The sequence below is a fragment of the Bacillus massilinigeriensis genome (assembly GCF_900117315.1).
Taxonomy (GTDB): Bacteria; Bacillota; Bacilli; order Bacillales; family Cytobacillaceae; genus Bacillus_BE; species Bacillus_BE massilionigeriensis.
Genome location: NZ_LT630337.1, coordinates 1,374,469 through 1,395,511, shown reverse-complemented (window position 1 = coordinate 1,395,511; position 21,043 = coordinate 1,374,469). Strand labels below are relative to the sequence as shown.

Here is a 21,043-nt window from a genome sequence, read left to right as displayed (position 1 = left end):
GGTACTCACCTTTTCCCTGCTTAATAGAATAGCAAAAGAACGAAAAGGAATCGAGTAAAACAGCGAATTCCCTTAGCATTTTTTTGGACGAGTGTGAATATGTTTAGGTTAGAGTGAGTTTAGGACAACTCTCTTTTAAATAAGAGGAGGAAGTGATCGCCGGATGAAATTCCATGAGATGAAGACCCAAGAAGTGGAGGAAGTCTTAAATACAGACTTTTCGGCAGGGCTAGCGGAGGATGATGCCAAAGAGAGAAGTAACAAGTACGGATTAAATGAATTAAAAGAAGGGGAAAAGCAGTCTGCTTTACTCTTATTTTTTAGTCAATTTAAAGATTTTATGGTTCTTGTCCTGTTAGGTGCCACACTTATTTCAGGATTGCTTGGCGAATATATAGATGCTATTGCTATTATTGCCATCGTAATTATCAATGGATTTCTTGGATTTTATCAAGAGAGAAGGGCTGAAAAATCCTTGGATGCATTGAAACAACTATCGGCCCCGCAAGTCCATGTTTTACGAAATGGAAAATGGTCAAAAATTGCCTCTAGGGATGTAGTAATAGGTGATGTTTTAAAATTTACAAGTGGGGATCGCATAGGAGCAGATATTCGTATTATCGATGCACATAGCTTGGAGATAGAGGAATCTGCTTTAACTGGTGAATCTATTCCAGTACAAAAAACAACTGAACGAATACTTGGATCTGATTTAGGTATTGGCGATATGGAAAATATGGCCTTTATGGGTACGATGGTCACAAGAGGAAGTGGAAAAGGGGTCGTTATTGCAACAGGAATGGAAACAGCGATGGGGAAGATAGCTGACTTGCTTCAAACAGCAGATACTACAGAAACCCCTTTACAAAGAAGATTAGAACAGCTTGGAAAGATCTTGATTACGGCTGCATTATTATTAACCTTTCTAGTCGTCATAGTGGGAGTTATTCAAGGTCATGATCTTTATACGATGTTTCTTGCTGGGGTTTCCTTGGCGGTAGCCGCCATTCCTGAAGGCTTACCAGCCATTGTCACGGTTGCACTTTCCCTTGGAGTTCAGAGGATGATTAAGAAGAATGCGATTGTCAGAAAGCTTCCTGCTGTTGAGACTTTAGGCTGTGCATCTGTTATCTGTTCTGATAAAACGGGAACGATGACCCAAAACAAAATGACCGTCACTCATCTTTGGAGCGGTGGGAAAACATGGACTGTAGATGGGGTCGGTTATCAGCCACATGGGGATTTTCATCATGAAAGCAAAGGGAAAATTCATATTCAAGACTATAAGGAATTACAACAATTGCTGATGTTTGGGATGCTTTGTAATCATGCTGACATTATACAAAAGGAGAAGGATTATATTCTTGATGGAGATCCAACGGAAGGGGCATTGCTCGTAGCTGCCATGAAAGCAGGCTTTAGTCGTGAAGGTCTTCTTAAAGAATATGAAATAATCAATGAATTTCCTTTTGATTCAACTAGAAAAATGATGAGTGTGATCGTTAAAGACCGAGGTGGAAGAACCTTTGTCGTTACAAAAGGAGCACCAGATGTATTACTTGGAATAAGTGAATCGGTCCTTTGGGATGGCAAAAAACATTTTATGACAAATGATATGAAGATAACCTTTCAAGAGGCAATTAATGGTTTAGCCTCTCAAGCCTTGCGAACAATCGCCATTGGTTATAGAGAAATATCTCCTCAGACGATTTTGTTAGTTGATCGGGAAGCAGAGCGAAATTTAACAATCATTGGTTTACAAGGAATGATAGATCCTCCTAGACCAGAGGTAAAAGCAGCAGTAAAAGAATGTAAGGAAGCAGGGATAAAAACCGTCATGATTACAGGTGATCATGTTATCACTGCAAAGGCCATTGCGAAGCAGCTAGGTATTCTATCAAAAAATAATAAAGTGATTGAAGGTAAGGAATTACAAGATATGTCTGTTGAAGAGCTGGAGGGAATCGTAGAAGATGTTACGGTATTTGCACGAGTATCACCAGAGCATAAGCTAAAAATCGTCAAAGCCTTGCAAAACAGAGGGCATATCGTAGCAATGACAGGTGATGGTGTAAATGATGCTCCAGCCATAAAAGCTGCTGATATTGGAGTAGCCATGGGAATTACAGGAACAGATGTAGCAAAAGAAGCATCCTCATTAATCTTATTAGATGATAATTTTGCAACCATAAAGTCTGCTATTTATGAAGGAAGAAACATCTATGAAAATATTCGTAAATTCATTCGTTATTTGCTCGCTTCAAATGTAGGGGAGATTTTAGTCATGCTATTCGCTATGCTACTAGCATTACCTCTTCCTTTGGTCCCAATTCAAATATTATGGGTGAATCTAGTAACCGATGGCTTACCGGCAATGGCACTCGGACTAGATCAACCAGAAGAGGATGTGATGAAAAGAAAACCAAGAAGCCCAAGAGAGGGAGTATTCGCACGCGGATTAGGTTGGAAGGTCATTTCAAGGGGATTCCTAATAGGATTAACGACATTATTTGCCTTTATGATTTCTTACCATCAAAATCCAGACAATCTCGCTTATGCGCAAACAGTAGCATTTTCAACCCTCGTCATTGCACAGCTTATCCATGTGTTTGATTGTCGAAGTGAAAAATCAGTATTTTCAAGGAATCCATTTGGTAATAAGTACTTAGTATGGAGTGTATTATCATCCGTCTTACTCATGCTTATTGTCATTTATTATCCACCTCTTCAGCAAATATTCCATACCGTACCAATATTAGCAAGAGATTGGTTATTAATTATTGGATTATCTGCTATTCCAACTTTTTTATTAGCAGGTTCACTTTTCGCAAGAAAAAAGTAGAAACTTATGTTATAATGCAAAAGGTAGTAGAGATGTACTCTATTACCTTTTTGCTTTGTAGAAGGGTATGATTTATAGAAAGCATCCGAATCAATTAGCTACACATGAAACTTATGGCGTGACTAACAATCTCTTGAATCGAAAGTATGGAAGATAAATTGAATGGATGTGTTATAAATTGGTTTTAAGTATGACGGGATTTGGAAGAAGTAAAAAGGAATCCGCAAGCTTTTCTGTAACTGTTGAAATCAAATCTGTAAATCATCGTTTTTCAGAATTTGTCATCCGAATGCCCAGACAATTGTTAAAAATAGAAGATAAATTAAAGAAGAAAATGTCTGAACAAATAAAACGGGGGCGAGTGGAAGTATTTGTCACAGTAGAAGGCTCTGCCGCTTTTCACCGTAAATTAGTCGTTGATTGGGAATTGCTCGATCAATATTATCAATACATAAATGAAATACAAAATAAATATGCTCTCCAAGACTTTGTTTCCTATAGGGATTTATTAAATAGGGAAGATCTTTTCTCAATAGAAGAAGAGAATGAAGGTAACGATGAATTAGAAGAACTGGTTGCTCAAGCTTTGGAAGAGGCTATCGAACAAATGATACATATGCGGGAAATTGAGGGAAAAGCATTAAAAAAGGATCTAGAGGCTCAGCTTCAAAAAATAGAGCTAATCGTTCATCATTTAACCGAATTTGCGCCAACGGTTGTTTTACAATATCAAGAGAGGCTGACAAAGAAACTTCAGGAGTTTTTAAGTGGAGAGATTGATCAGAACAGGATATTAACTGAGGTTGGGATATTCGCTGATAAATCGGATATCAATGAAGAGCTGACTAGATTAAAAAGTCATCTAAAACAATTTCTGCAAACCTTACTTGCCAATGAACCAATCGGTAGAAAGCTAGACTTTTTAGTGCAAGAAATGAACCGAGAAGTAAATACCATTGGCTCAAAAGCGAATCATTCAAGCATTGCTCAAGAGGTGGTTGAAATGAAAAGCCTATTAGAAAAAGTAAAGGAGCAGGTACAGAATATTGAATGAAGACGTTTAGAAAATAATTGTCAAGGTCAAAATAATTAACTGATGATTGGAGTTTAAACATGTCCATTAAATTAATTAATATTGGCTATGGTAATATAGTCTCAGCAAATAGAATTATTTCTATTGTAAGTCCTGAGTCAGCACCTATAAAAAGAATTGTTCAAGAGGCTAGAGAAAGAGGAACATTAATTGATGCTACATATGGAAGACGTACGCGTGCTGTGATTATTATGGATAGTGATCATGTTATATTATCAGCCGTTCAGCCTGAGACGGTTGCATCCCGTTTGAATGATCGTGATGAAATTAGTGATGAAGGGTAGGATTACATGTTGCAAGAGAGTGGATTATTAATTGTTCTTTCGGGACCCTCAGGAGTGGGGAAAGGGACCGTAAGAAAAGCAATCTTTTCTCAGCCTGATCTCGCATTTGAATATTCCATTTCCATGACTACTAGATCCCCAAGGGAAGGGGAAGTCAATGGAGTAGATTATTTCTTCAAATCGAGAGAAGAATTTGAGCAATTAATTGAACAAGGAAAGTTACTTGAATATGCTGAGTTTGTAGGTAATTATTACGGAACTCCTGTTGATTATGTGAGGGAAACCTTAAATAAAGGGAAGGACGTTTTCCTTGAGATTGAAGTAGAAGGTGCAAAGCAGGTAAGAGAAAAATTTCCTGATGGTTTGTTTATCTTTTTAGTCCCTCCGAGTCTTTCTGAATTAAAAAATCGGATTGTGACGAGAGGAACAGAAACGGAAGAAGTCATCAATAATCGTATGAGTGTGGCAAAAGATGAAATTGAAATGATGCATTTATATGATTATGTGGTCGAAAATGACCAAGTGGAGCTTGCGTGTGAGAGAATTAAAGCAATTGTTATTGCTGAACATTGTCGTAGAGAAAGAGTAGAACCAAGATATAAAAGAATGTTGGAGGCTGAGTAATCATGTTATACCCATCTATTGATTCATTATTAACAAAGATTGATTCAAAATATTCACTAGTGTCTGTTGCAGCAAAACGAGCTAGACAGCTCCGTCAAAAGGCCACACCTCAGCTTGAGAAATATGTATCACATAAATCTGTAGGGCAAGCATTGGAAGAAATCCATGCAAATAAGCTAACCTACAAAATAACCAAAGATTAATTACGAAAGATTAATAAAATATGAAGGGTCTGGTTCTCTCACTTGGTGCACAATAACAGGTGTAGCAATAAAGGGAACTGACCCTTTATTTTTTTGAATCGATGTTAAGGATAAATTAATGAAAAAAATCGACATTTCCTGCATAATGAAAAGAAGGAAGATAGAAGAGGAAGTGTAAAATCATGTTGAACGGCAAAAAAATTTTATTATGCGTAACTGGCGGAATTGCCGTATATAAGGCTGCCGCATTAACTAGTAAATTGACTCAAAAGGGAGCAATTGTAAAAGTTATTTTAAGTGAATCAGCCACTGAATTTGTTACACCACTGACATTTCAAGCTTTATCAAGAAACCATGTATATACCGATACATTTGATGAAAAAAATCCAAAGGTAGTTGCCCATATTGATTTAGCGGATTGGGCGGATTTAATTCTTGTTGCCCCTGCAACAGCCAATGTGATTGGGAAGCTAGCTAACGGAATTGCGGATAATATGATAACGACGACTCTTTTAGCTGCAACCTCTCCAATATTCATTGCTCCAGCTATGAATGTTCATATGTATGATAATCCCGCTGTGCAAAAAAATATGCAGACCTTATATGATTTTGGATTTCGCTTTATTGAACCAAGTGAAGGTTATTTAGCCTGTGGGTATATTGGTAAGGGAAGATTAGAAGAACCTGAAAAAATCGTGGAAATTCTCGAATCTCAACTTTCTTCAAAGAAATTCCTAAAAGGGAAGAAAGTAGTAATCACAGCAGGGCCAACCAGAGAAAAGATTGATTCCGTACGATTTATTTCCAACCATTCAACAGGAAAAATGGGATATGCGGTTGCGGAAGCAGCAGTTGAAGCAGGCGCAGAAGTAGTTCTTATTTCGGGTCCGGTTTCTATAAACTCTCCACAGGGGGTTCAATTGATTAAGGTTGAAAGTGCAGAAGAGATGTACAATGCTGTAATGAATGAGTATAAGGATGCGGACATCATCATTAAATCAGCAGCTGTGTCTGATTATCGCCCGAAGATTTCCTTTGATTATAAAGTGAAAAAGCAGCCAGGTGAACAATTACTAGAGCTTGAAAGAACAAAGGATATATTAATGGAGCTTGGAAAAATCAAGACAAATCAAGTATTAGTTGGCTTTGCAGCAGAAACGGATCATGTAGAAGAGTATGCAAAGGGAAAGCTTGAAAAGAAAAACGCTGATATGATCGTGGCTAATAATGTGAAAAAAGAGGGTGCAGGATTTGGTACTGACACCAATATAGTTACGATTTTTAAAAGGGATGGCCAAGCCATTGAATTGCCTCTTTTATCAAAAAGAGAAGTAGCTAAAAGAATTATTGAGGAAGCTTCAACCTTTGTAAAGGATGGTAAGGAATGAAAGTTGCTAGTGTAATAGTAGATGTACCAGCTAAACAAACGGATCGGGCTTTCGATTATCTTATTCCAGATGAGCTTATAGATATTATTCAACCGGGCATGCGTGTTATTGTTCCTTTTGGTCCAAGAAGGGTCCAAGGATTTGTAACAACCATTCATGAGAATTCTGATTATCCTCATTTAAAAAAGATCATTGAACCAATGGATATCGAACCGGCTTTAACTGAAGAACTCTTAACGCTTGGTGATTGGCTGGCTGAAAACACATTATGCTACAAGATCTCTGCATTCCAGGCGATGCTACCTGCAGCGCTAAAGGCAAAATATGAGAAAAAGGTTCAAATCATCAATCAGGAGCTCTTTCGAAATTCACCAGAACGAATGCAAGCCTTATTTGTGAACAAAACTTCCGTATCTTGGGAGATAATCAAAGATGCTGGTCTACTATCCGCTGTTCAGAAGGAAGTTTCGAAAGGATCCCTTGAGGTTCATTACGAAGTGAAAGGGAAAATAAACAAGAAAAAAAGAAAATATATTCTACCAAATGGGTCAAGAGAGGTTCTACAAACGAAGAAAGGTCAAATATCCTCCCGAGCAACTAAGCAAAGAGAGGTTATTGATTATTTTATTCAAGCCCCATATCCGATTGAGCAACGAGCTCTTCTTTCTGAGATGGGTGTCTCTTCATCCATGATTAAGGGTTTAATTGAAAAAGACATCCTTCTTGAAAAAGAGGTCGAGGTATATCGGGATCCTTATCAGGACCGTCAATTTGAAAAAACCGAGCCACTACCGCTCACAAATGAACAGGAGGAAGCAATTACCCCAATACTAGGGTCAATTGAGGAGGAGGAACATCAAGTTTTCCTTTTGTATGGGGTCACTGGCAGTGGTAAGACGGAGGTCTACTTACAATCAATACAGGAAGTATTAAAAAAAGGCAAGGAAGCCATAGTTCTTGTTCCTGAAATTTCCTTAACACCCCAAATGGTCGTGCGCTTTAAAGGTAGATTTGGTAATGAGGTTGCTGTCCTTCATAGCGGACTTTCCGTCGGGGAGAAGTATGATGAATGGCGAAGGATCTATAGAAAAGAAGTAAAGGTCGTAGTCGGGGCAAGATCAGCTATTTATGCTCCATTTGAAAATCTAGGCATTATTATCATAGATGAAGAGCATGAGACAAGCTACAAGCAGGAAGAAAATCCTCGTTATCATGCTCGGGATGTCGCAATTGAAAGAGGAGAATTTCATAACTGCCCAGTTGTTTTAGGTAGTGCTACACCATCACTCGAATCCTTTGCTAGGGCAAAGAAGAAGGTTTATCAATTATTATCTCTCCCAAAAAGGATGAACAATCAAGCATTACCTGCTGTAAATATTGTAGACATGCGAGAAGAACTAAGGGATGGAAATCGATCAATGTTTTCTAGAATCTTGTTTGAAAAAATACAGGATCGATTAGAGAAAGGTCAACAGACTGTTTTGTTTCTAAATAAAAGAGGTCATTCCTCCTTCGTTATGTGTAGAGATTGCGGATTCGTAGTCAATTGTCCTCATTGTGATATTTCCCTTACCTATCATCGCTTTCAATCACAGATGAAATGCCATTATTGCGGTTATGAATCTTACGTACCAACACATTGCCCAGAATGTCAAAGTGATCATATACGTTATTTTGGCACAGGTACACAAAAGGTGGAAGAAGAGCTTGGAAAGGTATTACCGGAAGCACGGGTTATCCGGATGGATGTGGATACCACTAGTAAGAAGGGGGCACATGAACGGTTATTAACAGAATTTGCCGAAGGAAAAGCGGATATTCTTTTAGGTACTCAAATGATAGCAAAAGGCCTGGATTTCCCCAATATTACCCTAGTAGGAGTATTAACTGCTGATACGATGCTTCATTTACCTGATTTCAGATCTGCTGAAAAAACCTTTCAGTTATTAACCCAGGTTAGTGGTCGGGCTGGACGGCATGAACTTGAGGGAGAGGTAGTTATTCAAACCTACTCTCCTGAACATTATAGTGTCGTACTTTCGGGTAAACAGGATTATGATGAGTTCTTCCAACATGAGATGCTTGTTAGGAAATTAAGAGAATATCCACCCTTTTATTATATTTCCTTAATCACTGTCCAGCACGAAAACTTAATGAAGGTCGTTTCAGTCACCGATAACATTACTAAATATGTCCAGTCTATTCTTTCTAAAGAAGCCATTATCCTTGGACCAGTTGCCTCCCCTATTCCCCGAATCAATGATAGATATCGCTATCAATGTTTGATAAAATACAAGCGGGAACCACAGCTAGTTAGCTGTCTGAAGGCGATTTTGGATCAATATCAACAAGAAACGAGCACCAATGGATTGCAAATATCTATCGATGTAAATCCTTATATTATGATGTAACAGGTTATGAATTTCAACTTTTTGGTTGAAAATAGAAAAAAGTATTTTTGGAGGAATCACACTTGGCTGTAAGAAAAATTGTCACTTATCCGGCAGAAATATTAGAGAAGGAATGTGAACCGGTTAAGGATTTTGATAAAAAATTATGGAAGCTACTAGATGATATGTATGAAACGATGATCGAATATGATGGAGTTGGATTAGCAGCCCCACAAATTGGGATAGCTAGTCAAATTGCAGTAGTATATATAGATGATGAGTCTGGAACCATCGAGTTAATCAACCCTGTAATAATTAAGACAAGCGGTGAGCAAACAGATGTTGAAGGATGCTTGAGTTTTCCAAATTTATATGGTGAGGTATCGCGACCATTTTATGTAAAAGTGAAAGCTCAGGATCGTAAAGGGCGAACCTACATCCTTGAGGCGGAAGATTTTCTTGCCCGAGCTATACAGCATGAGATAGATCACCTGCACGGTATTTTATTTACAACAAAAGTAACAAGATATGTAGAAGAAGAAGAGCTAGAAGGGGGAGAAGGAGCATGACGAAAATCATTTTCATGGGGACGCCGGATTTTTCTGTTCCAGTCTTGAGACAGATTATTTCGGAAGGCTATGATGTCATTGCTGTAGTAACACAACCAGATAGACCAGTAGGGAGAAAGAAAGTGTTGACGCCTCCACCTGTTAAAGTTGAAGCGGAAAAACTGGGGATACCAGTTTATCAGCCTGAAAAAATTCGTCAAAAGGAAGAGCTAGATCAAATTCTCGCATTAAAGCCAGATTTAATTATTACGGCTGCCTTTGGACAAATACTACCAAAGGAATTACTAGAGGCACCAAGATATGGCTGTATAAATGTACATGCCTCACTGTTACCGGAATTGCGTGGTGGGGCTCCAATTCATTATGCCATTCTCGAAGGTAAGAGCAAGACGGGTGTGACCATAATGTATATGGCAGAGAAGCTCGATGCAGGGGATATTTTAACCCAGGTAGAAGTGCCCATTGATGAAAGGGATACTGTAGGCTCCTTGCATGATAAATTAAGCATGGCAGGAACAAAGCTATTGTCGGAAACTTTGCCAAGGCTATTAAAAGGGGAATTAACTCCTATCCCTCAAAATGATGCAGATGCTACCTTTGCCTCAAACATTAAAAGAGAACAAGAAAAAATTGATTGGTCAAAAAACGGTGAAGAAATCTATAATCATGTTCGCGGATTAAATCCTTGGCCAGTTGCTTATACTACATTAAATTCTACCGTGTTGAAAATTTGGTGGGTGGAAAAATATCCTTCAACTAAAAAAGATATTCATCCAGGTACCATTATTGAAATTGAAAAGGAATGGTTTATTGTCTCAACAGGAAATGAAACAGCAATAAAAATCTTGGAGCTTCAACCTTCCGGGAAAAAGAAAATGACAGCAGAACAATTTTTAAGAGGTGCTGGATCACATCTTACCGTTGGAACACAGTTAGGAGCAGAAAATGAAAACGGCAAATAAGAATGTTCGCGAAGCTGCTTTAGAATTACTTGAAACGATTGAAAAAAACCAGGCTTATAGCAACCTATTATTAAATAATACGATTAAAAAGAATCAAATATTAAGTAAGGATGTAGGCTTATTAACGGAACTAACATATGGTACATTGCAAAGAAAAATGACATTAGACTTCTTTCTTGCACCATTTATTAAGAACAGCAAAAAGATGGAAAGCTGGGTAAAACAATTACTAAGGCTTACTCTCTATCAAATGGTTTATTTGGATAAAATCCCGGATCGTGCAGCGATTTTTGAAGCGGTGGAAATTGCAAAAAGGCGTGGACATAAAGGAATATCTGGTCTTGTAAATGGAGTTCTTCGCAGTATTCAAAGAGAGGGGCTGAATAGCTTACATACTATACAAGACCCACTGGAGAGGCTCTCCATTGAGACTAGTCACCCTCTGTGGCTTGTTAAAAGATGGGTCGAGCAATTAGGTTTTGAAAGAACAAAAGCAATGTGTGAAACCAATCTAACAGCTCCATTACAAACAGGGAGAGTAAATTTAACAAAGACAAGTAAGGAGAATTGTATCAGACGACTTCAAGAAGAAGGATTTCAGGTTGAAGAAAGTCCGATTATTCCAGAAGCCATTAAATGTCTAAAAGGAAACTTAGCTCATTCCCAAGCTTTTAAGGAAGGGCTTTTGACCATACAGGATGAAAGCTCTATGCTCGTAGGCTACGCACTAAACATTGATCAAGGGAATAGGGTCCTTGATGCTTGTGCAGCACCAGGTGGAAAATCAACACATATTGCGGAAAAGCTAAATCAAACAGGGCAAGTGATTTCCCTTGATCTTCATGAGCATAAAGTGAAATTAATATCCGAGAATGCAACAAGGCTTGGGCTTTCAAATATTAATGCTGAAGCAATGGATTCTAGAAGGGTTCAGGAATATTTTCAAAGCGAGGAGTTCGATCGGGTTCTTTTAGACGCCCCTTGTTCAGGTCTTGGGGTCATGAGAAGAAAGCCTGATATGAAATATACGAAAAAGGAAAGCGATGTTTTGCAGCTTCATTCAGTACAATTACATCTCCTAAAAGCTGTTGCCCCTTTAGTGAAAAAGGGAGGCTACCTCGTTTATAGTACATGCACAGTAGATAAGGAGGAGAATCAAGGCGTTATTGAAGCATTTTTAAAAGAAAATCAGGATTTTCATGGCGATGATACATTAAGTAGTAGGATGCCAAAACCTATTCAGGCCCTAATTAGTGGATTCGATTTACAGGTTTTACCTCAGGATTTTGGTTCTGACGGCTTTTATATAGCCTGTTTAAGAAAGAAGGTATAAGAGTGGAACAATCAAAAGAAAAAGCAACAAACGAGAATATAAAGCCATCTATCTATTCTTTAGAATTACATGCGTTAAAGGAATGGCTTAAAGAAAAAGGAGAAAAGCCATTTCGTGCAGAACAAATATTTGATTGGTTGTATAAAAAGCGAGTTCGTACCTTTGAGGATATGACAAATTTATCAAAGAACTTGCGGGAACTATTGAATGAGCATTTTTCCATTACCACCCTAGAGACATTAATTCAACAAACTTCATCCGACGGCACGATTAAGTTTTTGTTTGAATTACATGATGGTTTTTCGATTGAAACTGTACTTATGAGGCATGATTACGGAAATTCCGTATGTGTAACCACTCAAGTTGGCTGTAGAATTGGATGCACTTTTTGTGCCTCAACATTAGGAGGCTTGAAAAGGAATCTTGAGGCAGGAGAAATTGTAGCTCAAGTAGTAAAAGTTCAGCAAGCTCTGGATGATACAGATGAAAGAGTAAGCTCTGTAGTCATTATGGGAATTGGGGAACCATTTGATAACTATGATCATATGTTATCGTTTTTGAAAATTATCAATCATGATCAGGGACTGAATATAGGTGCACGACATATTACAGTCTCAACAAGTGGAATTATTCCAAAAATATATCAGTTTGCAGATGAAAATTTGCAAATCAATTTTGCCATATCCCTACATGCCCCGAATACTGAGATTAGGAGTCGCTTAATGCCGATTAATCGGGCTTACAAACTACCTGATTTAATGAAAGCGGTCCGTTATTATATTGACAAGACAGGGCGCAGAGTGAGTTTTGAATATGGATTATTTGGTGGGGTGAATGATCAAATAGAGCATGCAGAGGAATTAGCACAATTAGTAAAGGGAATCAAATGCCATATTAATTTAATTCCTGTGAACTATGTTCCTGAAAGAGATTATGTGCGAACTCCAAGGGATCAAATATTTGCTTTTGAAAAAACCTTGAAGGAACATGGGGTTAATGTAACCATACGCCGAGAGCACGGTCATGATATAGATGCAGCATGTGGACAACTTCGTGCAAAGGAGCGAAAAGAGGAGACGAGGTGATAGTATGAAAGCAATTTTTATGACAGACCGTGGAAGAATACGTCAACACAATGAGGATAATGGCGGTATTTTTATGAATAAGGATGGCCACCGACTTGCCATTGTTGCAGATGGTATGGGTGGTCATCGAGCAGGTGATGTTGCAAGTGAGCTGACTTTGTCCCATTTACAAAAATTATGGGAGCAATCAGAAAAGATTGAAACAGCAGATCAAGCAGAAGAGTGGTTAAAATCTCACATTACAGAAGTGAACTCTCTAGTATTTCAACACTCACAGGAACATTCAGAATGTGAGGGAATGGGGACAACAGTTGTTGCAGCTATAGCCACAGATCGATTTGCCACTGTAGCAAACATTGGCGATAGTCGTGGCTATATTTTAAATGAAACTGGCTTCCAACAGCTGACAGAGGATCATTCTCTTGTAAATGAACTGGTACGAACTGGTCAAATTACAAAAGAAGACGCCGAAAATCATCCGAGAAAGAATGTACTATTAAGAGCATTAGGTACAGAAGGCGCCGTTGAAATGGATATTAAAACCATTATTTTTGAAGATGGTGATATTGTATTGCTTTGTTCAGATGGTTTATCTAATAAGGTGTCTGAGGAAGAAATGCAGAACATTCTTAAAGGCGGAGAAACCTTAGAGCAAAAAGGAACTGAATTAGTCCGTCTTGCCAATGAAAATGGTGGCGAGGATAATATTACCCTTGTAATCTTAGAATATTTAGACAACAGTGAAAGAGGGTGATACTTATGCTTATTGGAAAAAGAATAAGTGGCCGATATAAGATATTGGAAATGATCGGCGGCGGCGGAATGGCGAATGTATACTTAGCCCACGATATGATTTTAGATCGTGATGTTGCAGTCAAAACCTTAAGGCTAGATTTCGCAAATGATGAAGAGTTTATTCGTAGATTTCATCGGGAAGCACAATCAGCGACAAGTCTCGCCCATCCAAACATCGTTTCGATCTATGATGTTGGAGAGGAAGAATCGATTTACTATATCGTTATGGAGTACGTGGATGGTCAAACCCTGAAGCAATATATTCAACAACATGCACCATTGAAGGTCGAAGAAGCGATCAATATTATGAAGCAGCTAACATCAGCTATTTCACATGCCCATCAAAATCATATAATTCATAGGGATATTAAGCCGCATAATATACTAATTGACAGAAATGGAAATGTAAAAATAACTGATTTTGGCATTGCAATGGCTCTAAGTGCAACAAGCATAACACAAACAAATTCAGTACTCGGTTCTGTTCATTATTTATCACCAGAACAGGCAAGAGGAGGAACGGCTAATCGAAAGTCAGATATTTATTCACTCGGTATAGTAATGTTCGAAATGCTCACTGGAAGACTCCCTTTTTCAGGAGAATCAGCTGTTTCCATAGCTTTAAAGCATTTACAATCTGAGACTCCTTCATTAAGGAGATGGAATCCCAGTATTCCACAAAGTGTAGAGAATATCGTATTGAAGGCAACAGCAAAGGATCCCTTCCATCGTTATGAAAACGTAGAGGAAATGGAAGATGATTTAAATACAGCATTATATCCTAACCGTATCAATGAGGAGAAATTTACGATACCGGTTGATATTGATGCAACAAAAGCAATTCCAGTAATCACGAATGATCGCCCTTTCCAAAACCTTGACGAAACCATTATTCATGGTGAAAACCAATCGGAGTCAGAAGATAAGGATAAAAGAAAAGAGAAAAAAAACTCAAAAAAATCAAAGCCTGATAAAGGAAAGAAAAAGCGAAAAAAATGGCCCGTCATTTTAGTATCTGTCTTTTTGTTCCTCGTTATTCTTGGAATTTTAGCCATTACGGTTCTTCCTGATTTAGTTTCACCTAATGATGTTGAGGTACCAGATGTTAGCGGTCTGGAATTAAGTGAGGCAAAAGCAGATTTAAGGGAAAGTGGCTTTAAGATTGGGGAAATCATTGAGGTTAATGATGAAAAGATTGAGGAAGGGTTAGTTATAAAAACGAATCCAAAAGAAGGTAAACTTGTTAAAGAAGGCAGCGAAATAGACATCTATCAAAGCTCAGGCAAAGAAAAATTTGAGCTCTCTAATTATCTAAACCGGGATTATGATGACGTAGTTCTTCTATTGGATAAAAGAAATTTTAAGGATATTATCAAAACAGAAGTGTATGATGATGATACCGAGGCAGGTACAATTATTGAGCAATTCCCTGAGCCAGGAAAACAAATTGTTCCTGAGGATACGGTTTTAAAATTGACCGTTAGCAAAGGGTCACAGCCAATTACATTAAAAGACCTTAAAGAGTACAATGAAAAAGGGCTTAAGGAATATGCAGATTCTGTTGGATTAAATATTGAAATCTCTAAAGAGGAATATGATGATCAAATTGAAAAGGGTCTTGTCATTTCACAAAGTCCATCTCCTGGAACACAGATGAAAAAAGGAGATAGGGTAACGGTTGTGATATCCAAAGGGAAAAAAGAAATCCCTCCAAAAACCGTATCTAGAGAGATAACGATTGATTATGAACCGGAAATCGAAGGCGAGCCACAAAATGTTCAGATTTTCATTGAAGATATGAATCGCAATATGACCGAGCCTTATAAAACGTTATCCATTACGCAATCTGTTACAAGAACCATCGAGCTTACAATTGCTCAAGGGGAAAAAGCTGGATATAAGGTCATAAGGGATAACAAGGTTATTATTGATGAAGTAGTTCCTTATCCTGAATAAAGAAAACGAAGAAAAATTAATGGAAGGGTAATTTTTTCGATATAATAAGATGTGTTATAGAAGAACATTGCCCTTCTCTTTCTAGAAATAAGAGGAAAGGAGAGATGCTATGCCAGAAGGCAAAATTATTAAAGCAATTAGTGGGTTCTACTATGTGCTTAGCGATGATAAAACTATTCAATGCCGTGGTAGAGGAGTCTTTCGAAAAAATAAAATAACTCCATTAGTAGGAGACGAGGTTGTCTTCGAAGCAGAGAATGATACAGATGGCTATATTTTAGAAGTGAAGGAAAGAAAAAATGAGTTAGTGCGACCACCGATAGCAAACGTGGATCAAGCATTTCTGGTTTTTTCTGCAGTTGAACCTGACTTTAGTCCTGCCCTTCTCGATAGATTTCTTGTGTTAGTTGAATTTAACCATATTAAGCCGATTATCTTAATTTCGAAGGTAGATTTAACAGGGAATAAACAAAGAGATTCAATAGAGCAATATGCAAATGAATACCAAAAGGCAGGATACCGAGTAATTTTAACTTCATCAGAAACAGATGATGGTGTTGAAGAGGTACTATCGTGTATTGAGGGGAATATTTCTGTCTTCGCTGGACAGTCCGGAGTTGGGAAATCGTCATTATTAAACGCATTAAAGCCTGAATTAGAATTAAAGACGAATGACATTTCTTCCCACTTAGGGCGGGGAAAGCATACGACAAGACACGTAGAGCTAATCCATATTGGAAACGGTTTAGTTGCCGATACACCAGGGTTTAGTTCCTTGGAATTCAATGAGGTGGAAATGGAAGATTTAAACTATTGTTTTCCAGAAATCCTTGAAAAAAGCAAAGACTGTAAATTTCGAGGTTGTTTGCATGTAGCAGAACCAAAATGCATGGTGAAGACATCCGTTGAAAATGGGGAAATACCAAAATATCGTTATGATCATTACATAGAATTTCTTCAGGAAATTAAAGATAGAAAGCCGAGGTATTAATTATGGTGAAAATTGCACCGTCAATTCTTTCAGCTGATTTTTCTAAATTGGGAGAGGAAATTAAAGATGTAGAACAAGGGGGAGCGGATTATATTCATGTAGATGTAATGGATGGTCATTTTGTTCCTAACATTACAATCGGACCCCTAATAGTTGATGCTATTCGCCCAGTCACTAAGCTACCGCTAGATGTCCATTTAATGATTGAGAATCCTGATTTATACATTGAATCCTTTGCCAATGCTGGAGCCGATTATATTACTGTACATGTTGAAGCATGCAGACATCTTCATCGAACCATTCATTATATTAAAAGCTTTGGAGTAAAAGCAGGAGTTGTGTTAAATCCAGCAACACCAGTGGAATCCATTCGCCATATTATCGAGGATGTGGATATGGTTTTGTTAATGTCTGTTAATCCAGGCTTTGGGGGGCAAAAGTTCATCCCATCTGTTTTACCTAAAATTAAAGCAGTTAAAGAGCTTGCTGATTCATTAGGCTTAAATATTGAAATTGAAGTAGATGGTGGGGTCAATGAAACAACCGCTAAAGAATGCATTGCAGCAGGTGCTAATGTTCTTGTAGCTGGTTCAGCCGTTTATAACGAAAAAGACCGCGGTAAAGCGATTTCAGCTTTAAAAGGTTAATAGTACTTGAATACAAAATAGAAAGTCAGCTGTTACCCGGCTGGCTTTTTTGACTCTATTTCTTACTTAATTAAAGGAGATTGTTATGATTATTAATATTCTAGGAGGAGGCCCCGAAGAATTAATACCTGATCTTTATGACTTAGATGAAAAAGAGGGGATATGGGTTGGGGTGGACCGAGGGGTCTACCGTCTTCTATCAAGAAATATTATACCAAATATAGCATTTGGAGATTTTGATTCTGTTTCATTAGAAGAATATCAAATCATTACAAGTAAAATATCTAATGTGAATAAATATAAAGCGGAAAAAGATGAAACAGATATGGAGCTTGCCATAAACTGGGCATTGCTGCAAAATCCCAAAAAAATATGCCTATATGGAGGAACAGGGGGAAGATATGATCACTTCATGGGGAATGTTCAGCTCCTACTAAAGCCTATTTTACAAGGAAGCAAAATCTGTATAGAGATGATAGACAGGCAAAATATCATTAACGTTCATCGTCCAGGAAGTTATACTTTAGAAAAAATAGATGGTTTTCCTTATATTTCATTCCTTCCTATAGCGGATAAGGTCTTGAACCTTACATTAGAAGGATTTAAATATCCTTTAAAAGACTGTCATATTCCATTAGGGTCTACACTATGTATTAGTAATGAACTTAATAATACTTATGGTACTTTTTCGTTTACAAAAGGCATATTAATGATGATAAGAAGTCGAGATTTAAAGTAACAGCAACATCTCGCATTCCTTTTTATTTTAATGACTTATCCTAAATGTACTTATTTTAATTCCTTGAATATGCTATTGAAGAAACGTATTAAAAAGTTGGATGTGTAAGATCCGCGAGGAGGGACATTATGAAATTTTATACGATTAAACTGCCAAAATTTTTAGGCGGCATTGTCCGCGCGATGCTTGGAACCTTCAAAAAAGGGTAATGGGAATAGCGAAGAAAACTTGCTGAAGATCATTTATAGAAAAAGAATGAAGAGGACTACTAAAAGGAGAAATCACCCTCAAGAATAGCACGAGGAATGCTATAAATTGAGGGGGTTCATCTCTTTGAAGGTAGCCTCATTTTTTATGTATTATAATGACAAATTGGACTATATATCCATTCGATTGGCAAAACTATCGAATAGACGAAAAAACAGAGCACCATTTATTGTGCTCTGTTTAACAAAGTCAAATTATACGCGTTCAACTTTACCTGATCTAAGGGCTCTTGCAGAAACCCAAACACGTTTAGGCTTACCGTTAACAAGAATGCGAACTTTTTGTAAGTTTGCTCCCCAAGTACGTTTGTTAGCGTTCATTGCGTGTGAACGAGAGTTACCAGAAGTGGTTTTTTTACCAGTTACAACACATTTGCGTGGCATATGTTTTCCCTCCTTACTTGCTAAGCTTGAAAATATGTTTTCATGCTTTTCATATACAATAAGATTATGTGAAAAACCACAAACACAGGGTTTTTCAGTCATTAAAAGATACTTTAATAATTTATCACACATATTTTATGTTTGCAATAGGGAAGGAAAAAGGTTTCAAGAAAAATTCCTTGACATAGTAGGTAGTATGGTGCGTTATAATAATGTGTAGTTTCTATGGTATACTTTTAATATTGTTGTAATTATAGTAAAATGGCTATAGCCAAGGATTATTCCAAAGGGGGAATAAATATGACCATCGAATTAAAAACCAAATACGGGCAAATTGACATCTCAAATGATGTAATCGCCACATTAGCTGGTGGAGCAGCAGTCGATTGTTACGGTATTGTTGGTATGGCTTCAAAAAACCAAATTAAAGATGGCCTTACAGATATTTTAAGAAGAGAGAATTTTACTCGTGGCGTGATTGTCCGCCAAGAAAATGATGAAGTCCATATTGACATGTATATTATTGTAAGCTATGGGACGAAAATTTCCGAGGTTGCTCACAACGTGCAATCAAAAGTAAAATACACTCTAGAAAAAACAGTTGGGCTGAGCACTGACTCGGTTAATATTTACGTTCAGGGAGTTCGTGTGACGAACCCGTAGTGAGGAGGAAATCTTTGTGTCAATAAAAACTCTAGACGGAAAACAATTTGCACAAATGGTTATTCAAGGTTCCAACCATTTATCTGCAAACGCAAAATTTGTGGATTCCTTAAATGTTTTCCCTGTCCCAGATGGTGACACTGGTACAAATATGAATTTATCTATGACTTCCGGTGCAAAGGAAGTTAAGAACAATATACAGGATCATATCGGAAAAGTTGGTCAAGCCTTGTCAAAAGGATTGCTTATGGGTGCTCGAGGAAACTCTGGGGTTATCCTATCGCAGCTATTCCGTGGCTTCTCAAAGGCCATCGAGCAAAAGAAGGTAATTAACGGAAAAGAGTTTGCAGGTGCACTAGAATCTGGTGTTGAAACTGCCTACAAAGCGGTAATGAAGCCGGTTGAAGGAACGATATTAACCGTTGCAAAGGATGCGGCAAGGCACGGTGTTGCAATGGCTAAGAAAACAGATGACATCATCGTTATTATGGAAGAGGTTGTTAAAGAAGCAAAAGCTTCGCTGAAGAGAACGCCTGATTTACTTCCGGTCTTAAAGGAAGTTGGTGTTGTGGACAGTGGTGGCCAAGGATTGGTCATTGTTTATGAAGGCTTTTTAGCAGAGCTAAAGGGTGAGGCACTTCCTGATGTTGTTACTACCCAATCTATGAATGATCTTGTCAATGCAGAACATCACAACAATGTACAAGGCCATATTAATACAGAGGACATCGTATTTGGTTATTGTACAGAGTTTATGGTTAGGGTGGACCAAGAGAAACTAAAGGGTAAACCATTCTCTGAAGATCAGTTCCGCCAGGATTTAAGTAAGCTCGGGGATTCATTGCTTGTTATTTCCGATGAGGAAGTTGTAAAAGTACATATCCATTCTGAACAGCCTGGAGAAGTCTTAAACTACGGGCAAAAATATGGAAGTTTAGTAAAAATGAAAATTGAAAATATGCGTGAGCAGCATACAAATATTGTTGGCGAATCGCATGTGGCAGAGAAGACTCAGCCAGTAAAAAAAGAAAAGCTTGAATATGGAATTGTGACGGTTTCAATGGGAAGTGGGATAGCAGACCTATTTAAGAGCATTGGAGCACATGCCGTAATTGAAGGCGGACAGACCATGAATCCAAGCACAGAAGACATCGTTAAGGCAATTAAAGAGGTCAATGCAAAGAAAATCATCATCCTGCCAAATAATAAAAATATTATTATGGCTGCTGAACAGGCAAAAGAGGTTTCTGAGGAAGAAGTCATCGTCATTCCTTCTAAAACCGTACCACAAGGATTATCAGCACTTTTAGCCTTTAATCCCAATGCAGAACTATCTGCTAATGAAGAATCAATGACTGAAGCCTTACAGAATGTGAAAACAGGCCAAATCACTTATGCCGTTCGTGATACCAGCATTGATGGTTTAGAAATTGAAAAAGACGATTTCATGGGAATTGCTGATGGCAAAATTGTTACCAAGGATAAGGATAAAGTAAAAGCATCACAAGAGCTGTTACAGAAATTACTAGATGAAGAATCTGAGATTTTAACAATCATTAAAGGTGAAGATGCTTCAACTGAAGATGTTGAAAAAGTAGTTGAATTTGTTGAAGCTAATTTTGAAGATGTTGAAATCGAAATTCATGATGGAAAGCAGCCGTTATACGCTTTCATCTTCTCAGTTGAATAGCAAAGAAATAAGCAAAGCAATAAATGAGGGTTAGCCTATATTAAAGGGCTCAACCCTTTATTTATGATAGAACATGGATAAATTTAACAATACATTTTTTTAGAAAACATACCAATTTGCTAAGAAAACAATATATTAT

The 21,043-nt window shown here is 37.7% G+C and carries 20 protein-coding genes; 19 read left to right on the top strand and 1 reads right to left on the bottom strand.

Annotated features, from left to right (window positions below):
* Positions 1 to 163 precede the first annotated feature (163 nt).
* From BQ6100_RS06980 to spoVM, 17 genes are all read left to right on the top strand, one after another.
* Positions 164 to 2,842 carry a calcium-translocating P-type ATPase, SERCA-type gene (locus BQ6100_RS06980; protein ID WP_075980983.1) on the top strand — a complete coding sequence of 893 codons (2,679 nt, stop codon included), beginning with the start codon at positions 164 to 166 and terminating at the stop codon, positions 2,840 to 2,842.
* Positions 2,843 to 3,020: 178 nt separating this feature from the next.
* Positions 3,021 to 3,896, top strand: a complete 876-nt coding sequence (locus BQ6100_RS06975; protein ID WP_075980982.1) for a YicC/YloC family endoribonuclease — start codon at positions 3,021 to 3,023, stop codon at positions 3,894 to 3,896.
* Between the two features lie 59 nt (positions 3,897 to 3,955).
* On the top strand, positions 3,956 to 4,219 hold the full coding sequence (remA, locus tag BQ6100_RS06970) for an extracellular matrix/biofilm regulator RemA (protein WP_075980981.1): 264 nt from the start codon (positions 3,956 to 3,958) through the stop codon (positions 4,217 to 4,219).
* A gap of 9 nt (positions 4,220 to 4,228) precedes the next feature.
* Positions 4,229 to 4,843 (top strand): guanylate kinase, encoded by a 615-nt coding sequence (gene gmk, locus BQ6100_RS06965; protein WP_075983466.1) that lies wholly within the window; start codon positions 4,229 to 4,231, stop codon positions 4,841 to 4,843.
* A 2-nt stretch (positions 4,844 to 4,845) separates the two neighbouring features.
* The gene (gene rpoZ / locus BQ6100_RS06960) at positions 4,846 to 5,046 is read left to right on the top strand and encodes a DNA-directed RNA polymerase subunit omega (RefSeq protein WP_075980980.1); all 201 of its coding nucleotides are present in this window, start codon (positions 4,846 to 4,848) and stop codon (positions 5,044 to 5,046) included.
* A 182-nt stretch (positions 5,047 to 5,228) separates the two neighbouring features.
* Entirely contained in the window at positions 5,229 to 6,434 is a 1,206-nt protein-coding gene (gene coaBC, locus BQ6100_RS06955; protein ID WP_075980979.1) for a bifunctional phosphopantothenoylcysteine decarboxylase/phosphopantothenate--cysteine ligase CoaBC, read from the top strand.
* On the top strand, positions 6,431 to 8,845 hold the full coding sequence (gene priA, locus BQ6100_RS06950) for a primosomal protein N' (RefSeq protein ID WP_075980978.1): 2,415 nt from the start codon (positions 6,431 to 6,433) through the stop codon (positions 8,843 to 8,845). The genes coaBC and priA overlap by 4 nt, the downstream gene beginning before the upstream one ends.
* 62 nt (positions 8,846 to 8,907) lie before the next feature.
* Positions 8,908 to 9,393 carry a peptide deformylase gene (def, locus tag BQ6100_RS06945; protein WP_075980977.1) on the top strand — a complete coding sequence of 162 codons (486 nt, stop codon included), beginning with the start codon at positions 8,908 to 8,910 and terminating at the stop codon, positions 9,391 to 9,393.
* Positions 9,390 to 10,355 carry a methionyl-tRNA formyltransferase gene (fmt, locus tag BQ6100_RS06940; protein ID WP_075980976.1) on the top strand — a complete coding sequence of 322 codons (966 nt, stop codon included), beginning with the start codon at positions 9,390 to 9,392 and terminating at the stop codon, positions 10,353 to 10,355. Before def ends, fmt begins: the two co-directional genes overlap by 4 nt.
* Positions 10,339 to 11,688 (top strand): 16S rRNA (cytosine(967)-C(5))-methyltransferase RsmB, encoded by a 1,350-nt coding sequence (rsmB, locus tag BQ6100_RS06935; protein ID WP_075980975.1) that lies wholly within the window; start codon positions 10,339 to 10,341, stop codon positions 11,686 to 11,688. The genes fmt and rsmB overlap by 17 nt, the downstream gene beginning before the upstream one ends.
* Before the next feature lie 2 nt (positions 11,689 to 11,690).
* The gene (gene rlmN, locus BQ6100_RS06930) at positions 11,691 to 12,773 is read left to right on the top strand and encodes a 23S rRNA (adenine(2503)-C(2))-methyltransferase RlmN (protein ID WP_075980974.1); all 1,083 of its coding nucleotides are present in this window, start codon (positions 11,691 to 11,693) and stop codon (positions 12,771 to 12,773) included.
* A gap of 4 nt (positions 12,774 to 12,777) precedes the next feature.
* On the top strand, positions 12,778 to 13,527 hold the full coding sequence (locus BQ6100_RS06925) for a Stp1/IreP family PP2C-type Ser/Thr phosphatase (RefSeq protein ID WP_075980973.1): 750 nt from the start codon (positions 12,778 to 12,780) through the stop codon (positions 13,525 to 13,527).
* A gap of 5 nt (positions 13,528 to 13,532) precedes the next feature.
* Positions 13,533 to 15,524 carry a Stk1 family PASTA domain-containing Ser/Thr kinase gene (gene pknB, locus BQ6100_RS06920; RefSeq protein ID WP_075980972.1) on the top strand — a complete coding sequence of 664 codons (1,992 nt, stop codon included), beginning with the start codon at positions 13,533 to 13,535 and terminating at the stop codon, positions 15,522 to 15,524.
* Positions 15,525 to 15,633: 109 nt separating this feature from the next.
* Positions 15,634 to 16,515, top strand: coding sequence for a ribosome small subunit-dependent GTPase A (rsgA, locus tag BQ6100_RS06915; RefSeq protein ID WP_075980971.1), 882 nt, complete (start codon positions 15,634 to 15,636; stop codon positions 16,513 to 16,515).
* Between the two features lie 2 nt (positions 16,516 to 16,517).
* The gene (rpe, locus tag BQ6100_RS06910; protein WP_075980970.1) at positions 16,518 to 17,162 is read left to right on the top strand and encodes a ribulose-phosphate 3-epimerase; all 645 of its coding nucleotides are present in this window, start codon (positions 16,518 to 16,520) and stop codon (positions 17,160 to 17,162) included.
* A gap of 85 nt (positions 17,163 to 17,247) precedes the next feature.
* Positions 17,248 to 17,901: a thiamine diphosphokinase gene (locus BQ6100_RS06905; RefSeq protein ID WP_075980969.1), complete on the top strand. Its 654-nt coding sequence runs from the start codon at positions 17,248 to 17,250 to the stop codon at positions 17,899 to 17,901.
* Between the two features lie 128 nt (positions 17,902 to 18,029).
* A complete protein-coding gene (spoVM, locus tag BQ6100_RS06900) occupies positions 18,030 to 18,110 on the top strand; it encodes a stage V sporulation protein SpoVM (protein ID WP_017551496.1) in 81 nt (26 codons plus the stop codon).
* Positions 18,111 to 18,362: 252 nt separating this feature from the next.
* On the opposite strand, the gene rpmB is transcribed toward spoVM, so the two are convergent.
* A complete protein-coding gene (gene rpmB, locus BQ6100_RS06895; RefSeq protein ID WP_075980968.1) occupies positions 18,363 to 18,551 on the bottom strand; it encodes a 50S ribosomal protein L28 in 189 nt (62 codons plus the stop codon).
* 300 nt (positions 18,552 to 18,851) lie between these two features.
* Here rpmB and BQ6100_RS06890 point away from each other — a divergent pair, with 300 nt between their 5' ends.
* Both BQ6100_RS06890 and BQ6100_RS06885 read left to right on the top strand, forming a co-directional pair.
* On the top strand, positions 18,852 to 19,214 hold the full coding sequence (locus BQ6100_RS06890) for an Asp23/Gls24 family envelope stress response protein (RefSeq protein WP_075980967.1): 363 nt from the start codon (positions 18,852 to 18,854) through the stop codon (positions 19,212 to 19,214).
* A gap of 16 nt (positions 19,215 to 19,230) precedes the next feature.
* Positions 19,231 to 20,904 (top strand): DAK2 domain-containing protein, encoded by a 1,674-nt coding sequence (locus BQ6100_RS06885; protein WP_075980966.1) that lies wholly within the window; start codon positions 19,231 to 19,233, stop codon positions 20,902 to 20,904.
* Positions 20,905 to 21,043 lie beyond the last annotated feature (139 nt).

Coding starts and splice junctions, on each gene's coding strand:
- priA (WP_075980978.1), top strand. CDS start 6,431: ATGAAAGTTGCTAGTGTAATAGTAGATGTACCAGCTAAACAAACGGAT.
- BQ6100_RS06925 (WP_075980973.1), top strand. CDS start 12,778: ATGAAAGCAATTTTTATGACAGACCGTGGAAGAATACGTCAACACAAT.
- BQ6100_RS06980 (WP_075980983.1), top strand. CDS start 164: ATGAAATTCCATGAGATGAAGACCCAAGAAGTGGAGGAAGTCTTAAAT.
- BQ6100_RS06905 (WP_075980969.1), top strand. CDS start 17,248: ATGATTATTAATATTCTAGGAGGAGGCCCCGAAGAATTAATACCTGAT.
- rpoZ (WP_075980980.1), top strand. CDS start 4,846: ATGTTATACCCATCTATTGATTCATTATTAACAAAGATTGATTCAAAA.
- rpmB (WP_075980968.1), bottom strand. CDS start 18,551: ATGCCACGCAAATGTGTTGTAACTGGTAAAAAAACCACTTCTGGTAAC.
- coaBC (WP_075980979.1), top strand. CDS start 5,229: ATGTTGAACGGCAAAAAAATTTTATTATGCGTAACTGGCGGAATTGCC.
- rsgA (WP_075980971.1), top strand. CDS start 15,634: ATGCCAGAAGGCAAAATTATTAAAGCAATTAGTGGGTTCTACTATGTG.
- remA (WP_075980981.1), top strand. CDS start 3,956: ATGTCCATTAAATTAATTAATATTGGCTATGGTAATATAGTCTCAGCA.
- fmt (WP_075980976.1), top strand. CDS start 9,390: ATGACGAAAATCATTTTCATGGGGACGCCGGATTTTTCTGTTCCAGTC.
- spoVM (WP_017551496.1), top strand. CDS start 18,030: ATGAAATTTTATACGATTAAACTGCCAAAATTTTTAGGCGGCATTGTC.
- BQ6100_RS06890 (WP_075980967.1), top strand. CDS start 18,852: ATGACCATCGAATTAAAAACCAAATACGGGCAAATTGACATCTCAAAT.
- rsmB (WP_075980975.1), top strand. CDS start 10,339: ATGAAAACGGCAAATAAGAATGTTCGCGAAGCTGCTTTAGAATTACTT.
- rpe (WP_075980970.1), top strand. CDS start 16,518: ATGGTGAAAATTGCACCGTCAATTCTTTCAGCTGATTTTTCTAAATTG.
- pknB (WP_075980972.1), top strand. CDS start 13,533: ATGCTTATTGGAAAAAGAATAAGTGGCCGATATAAGATATTGGAAATG.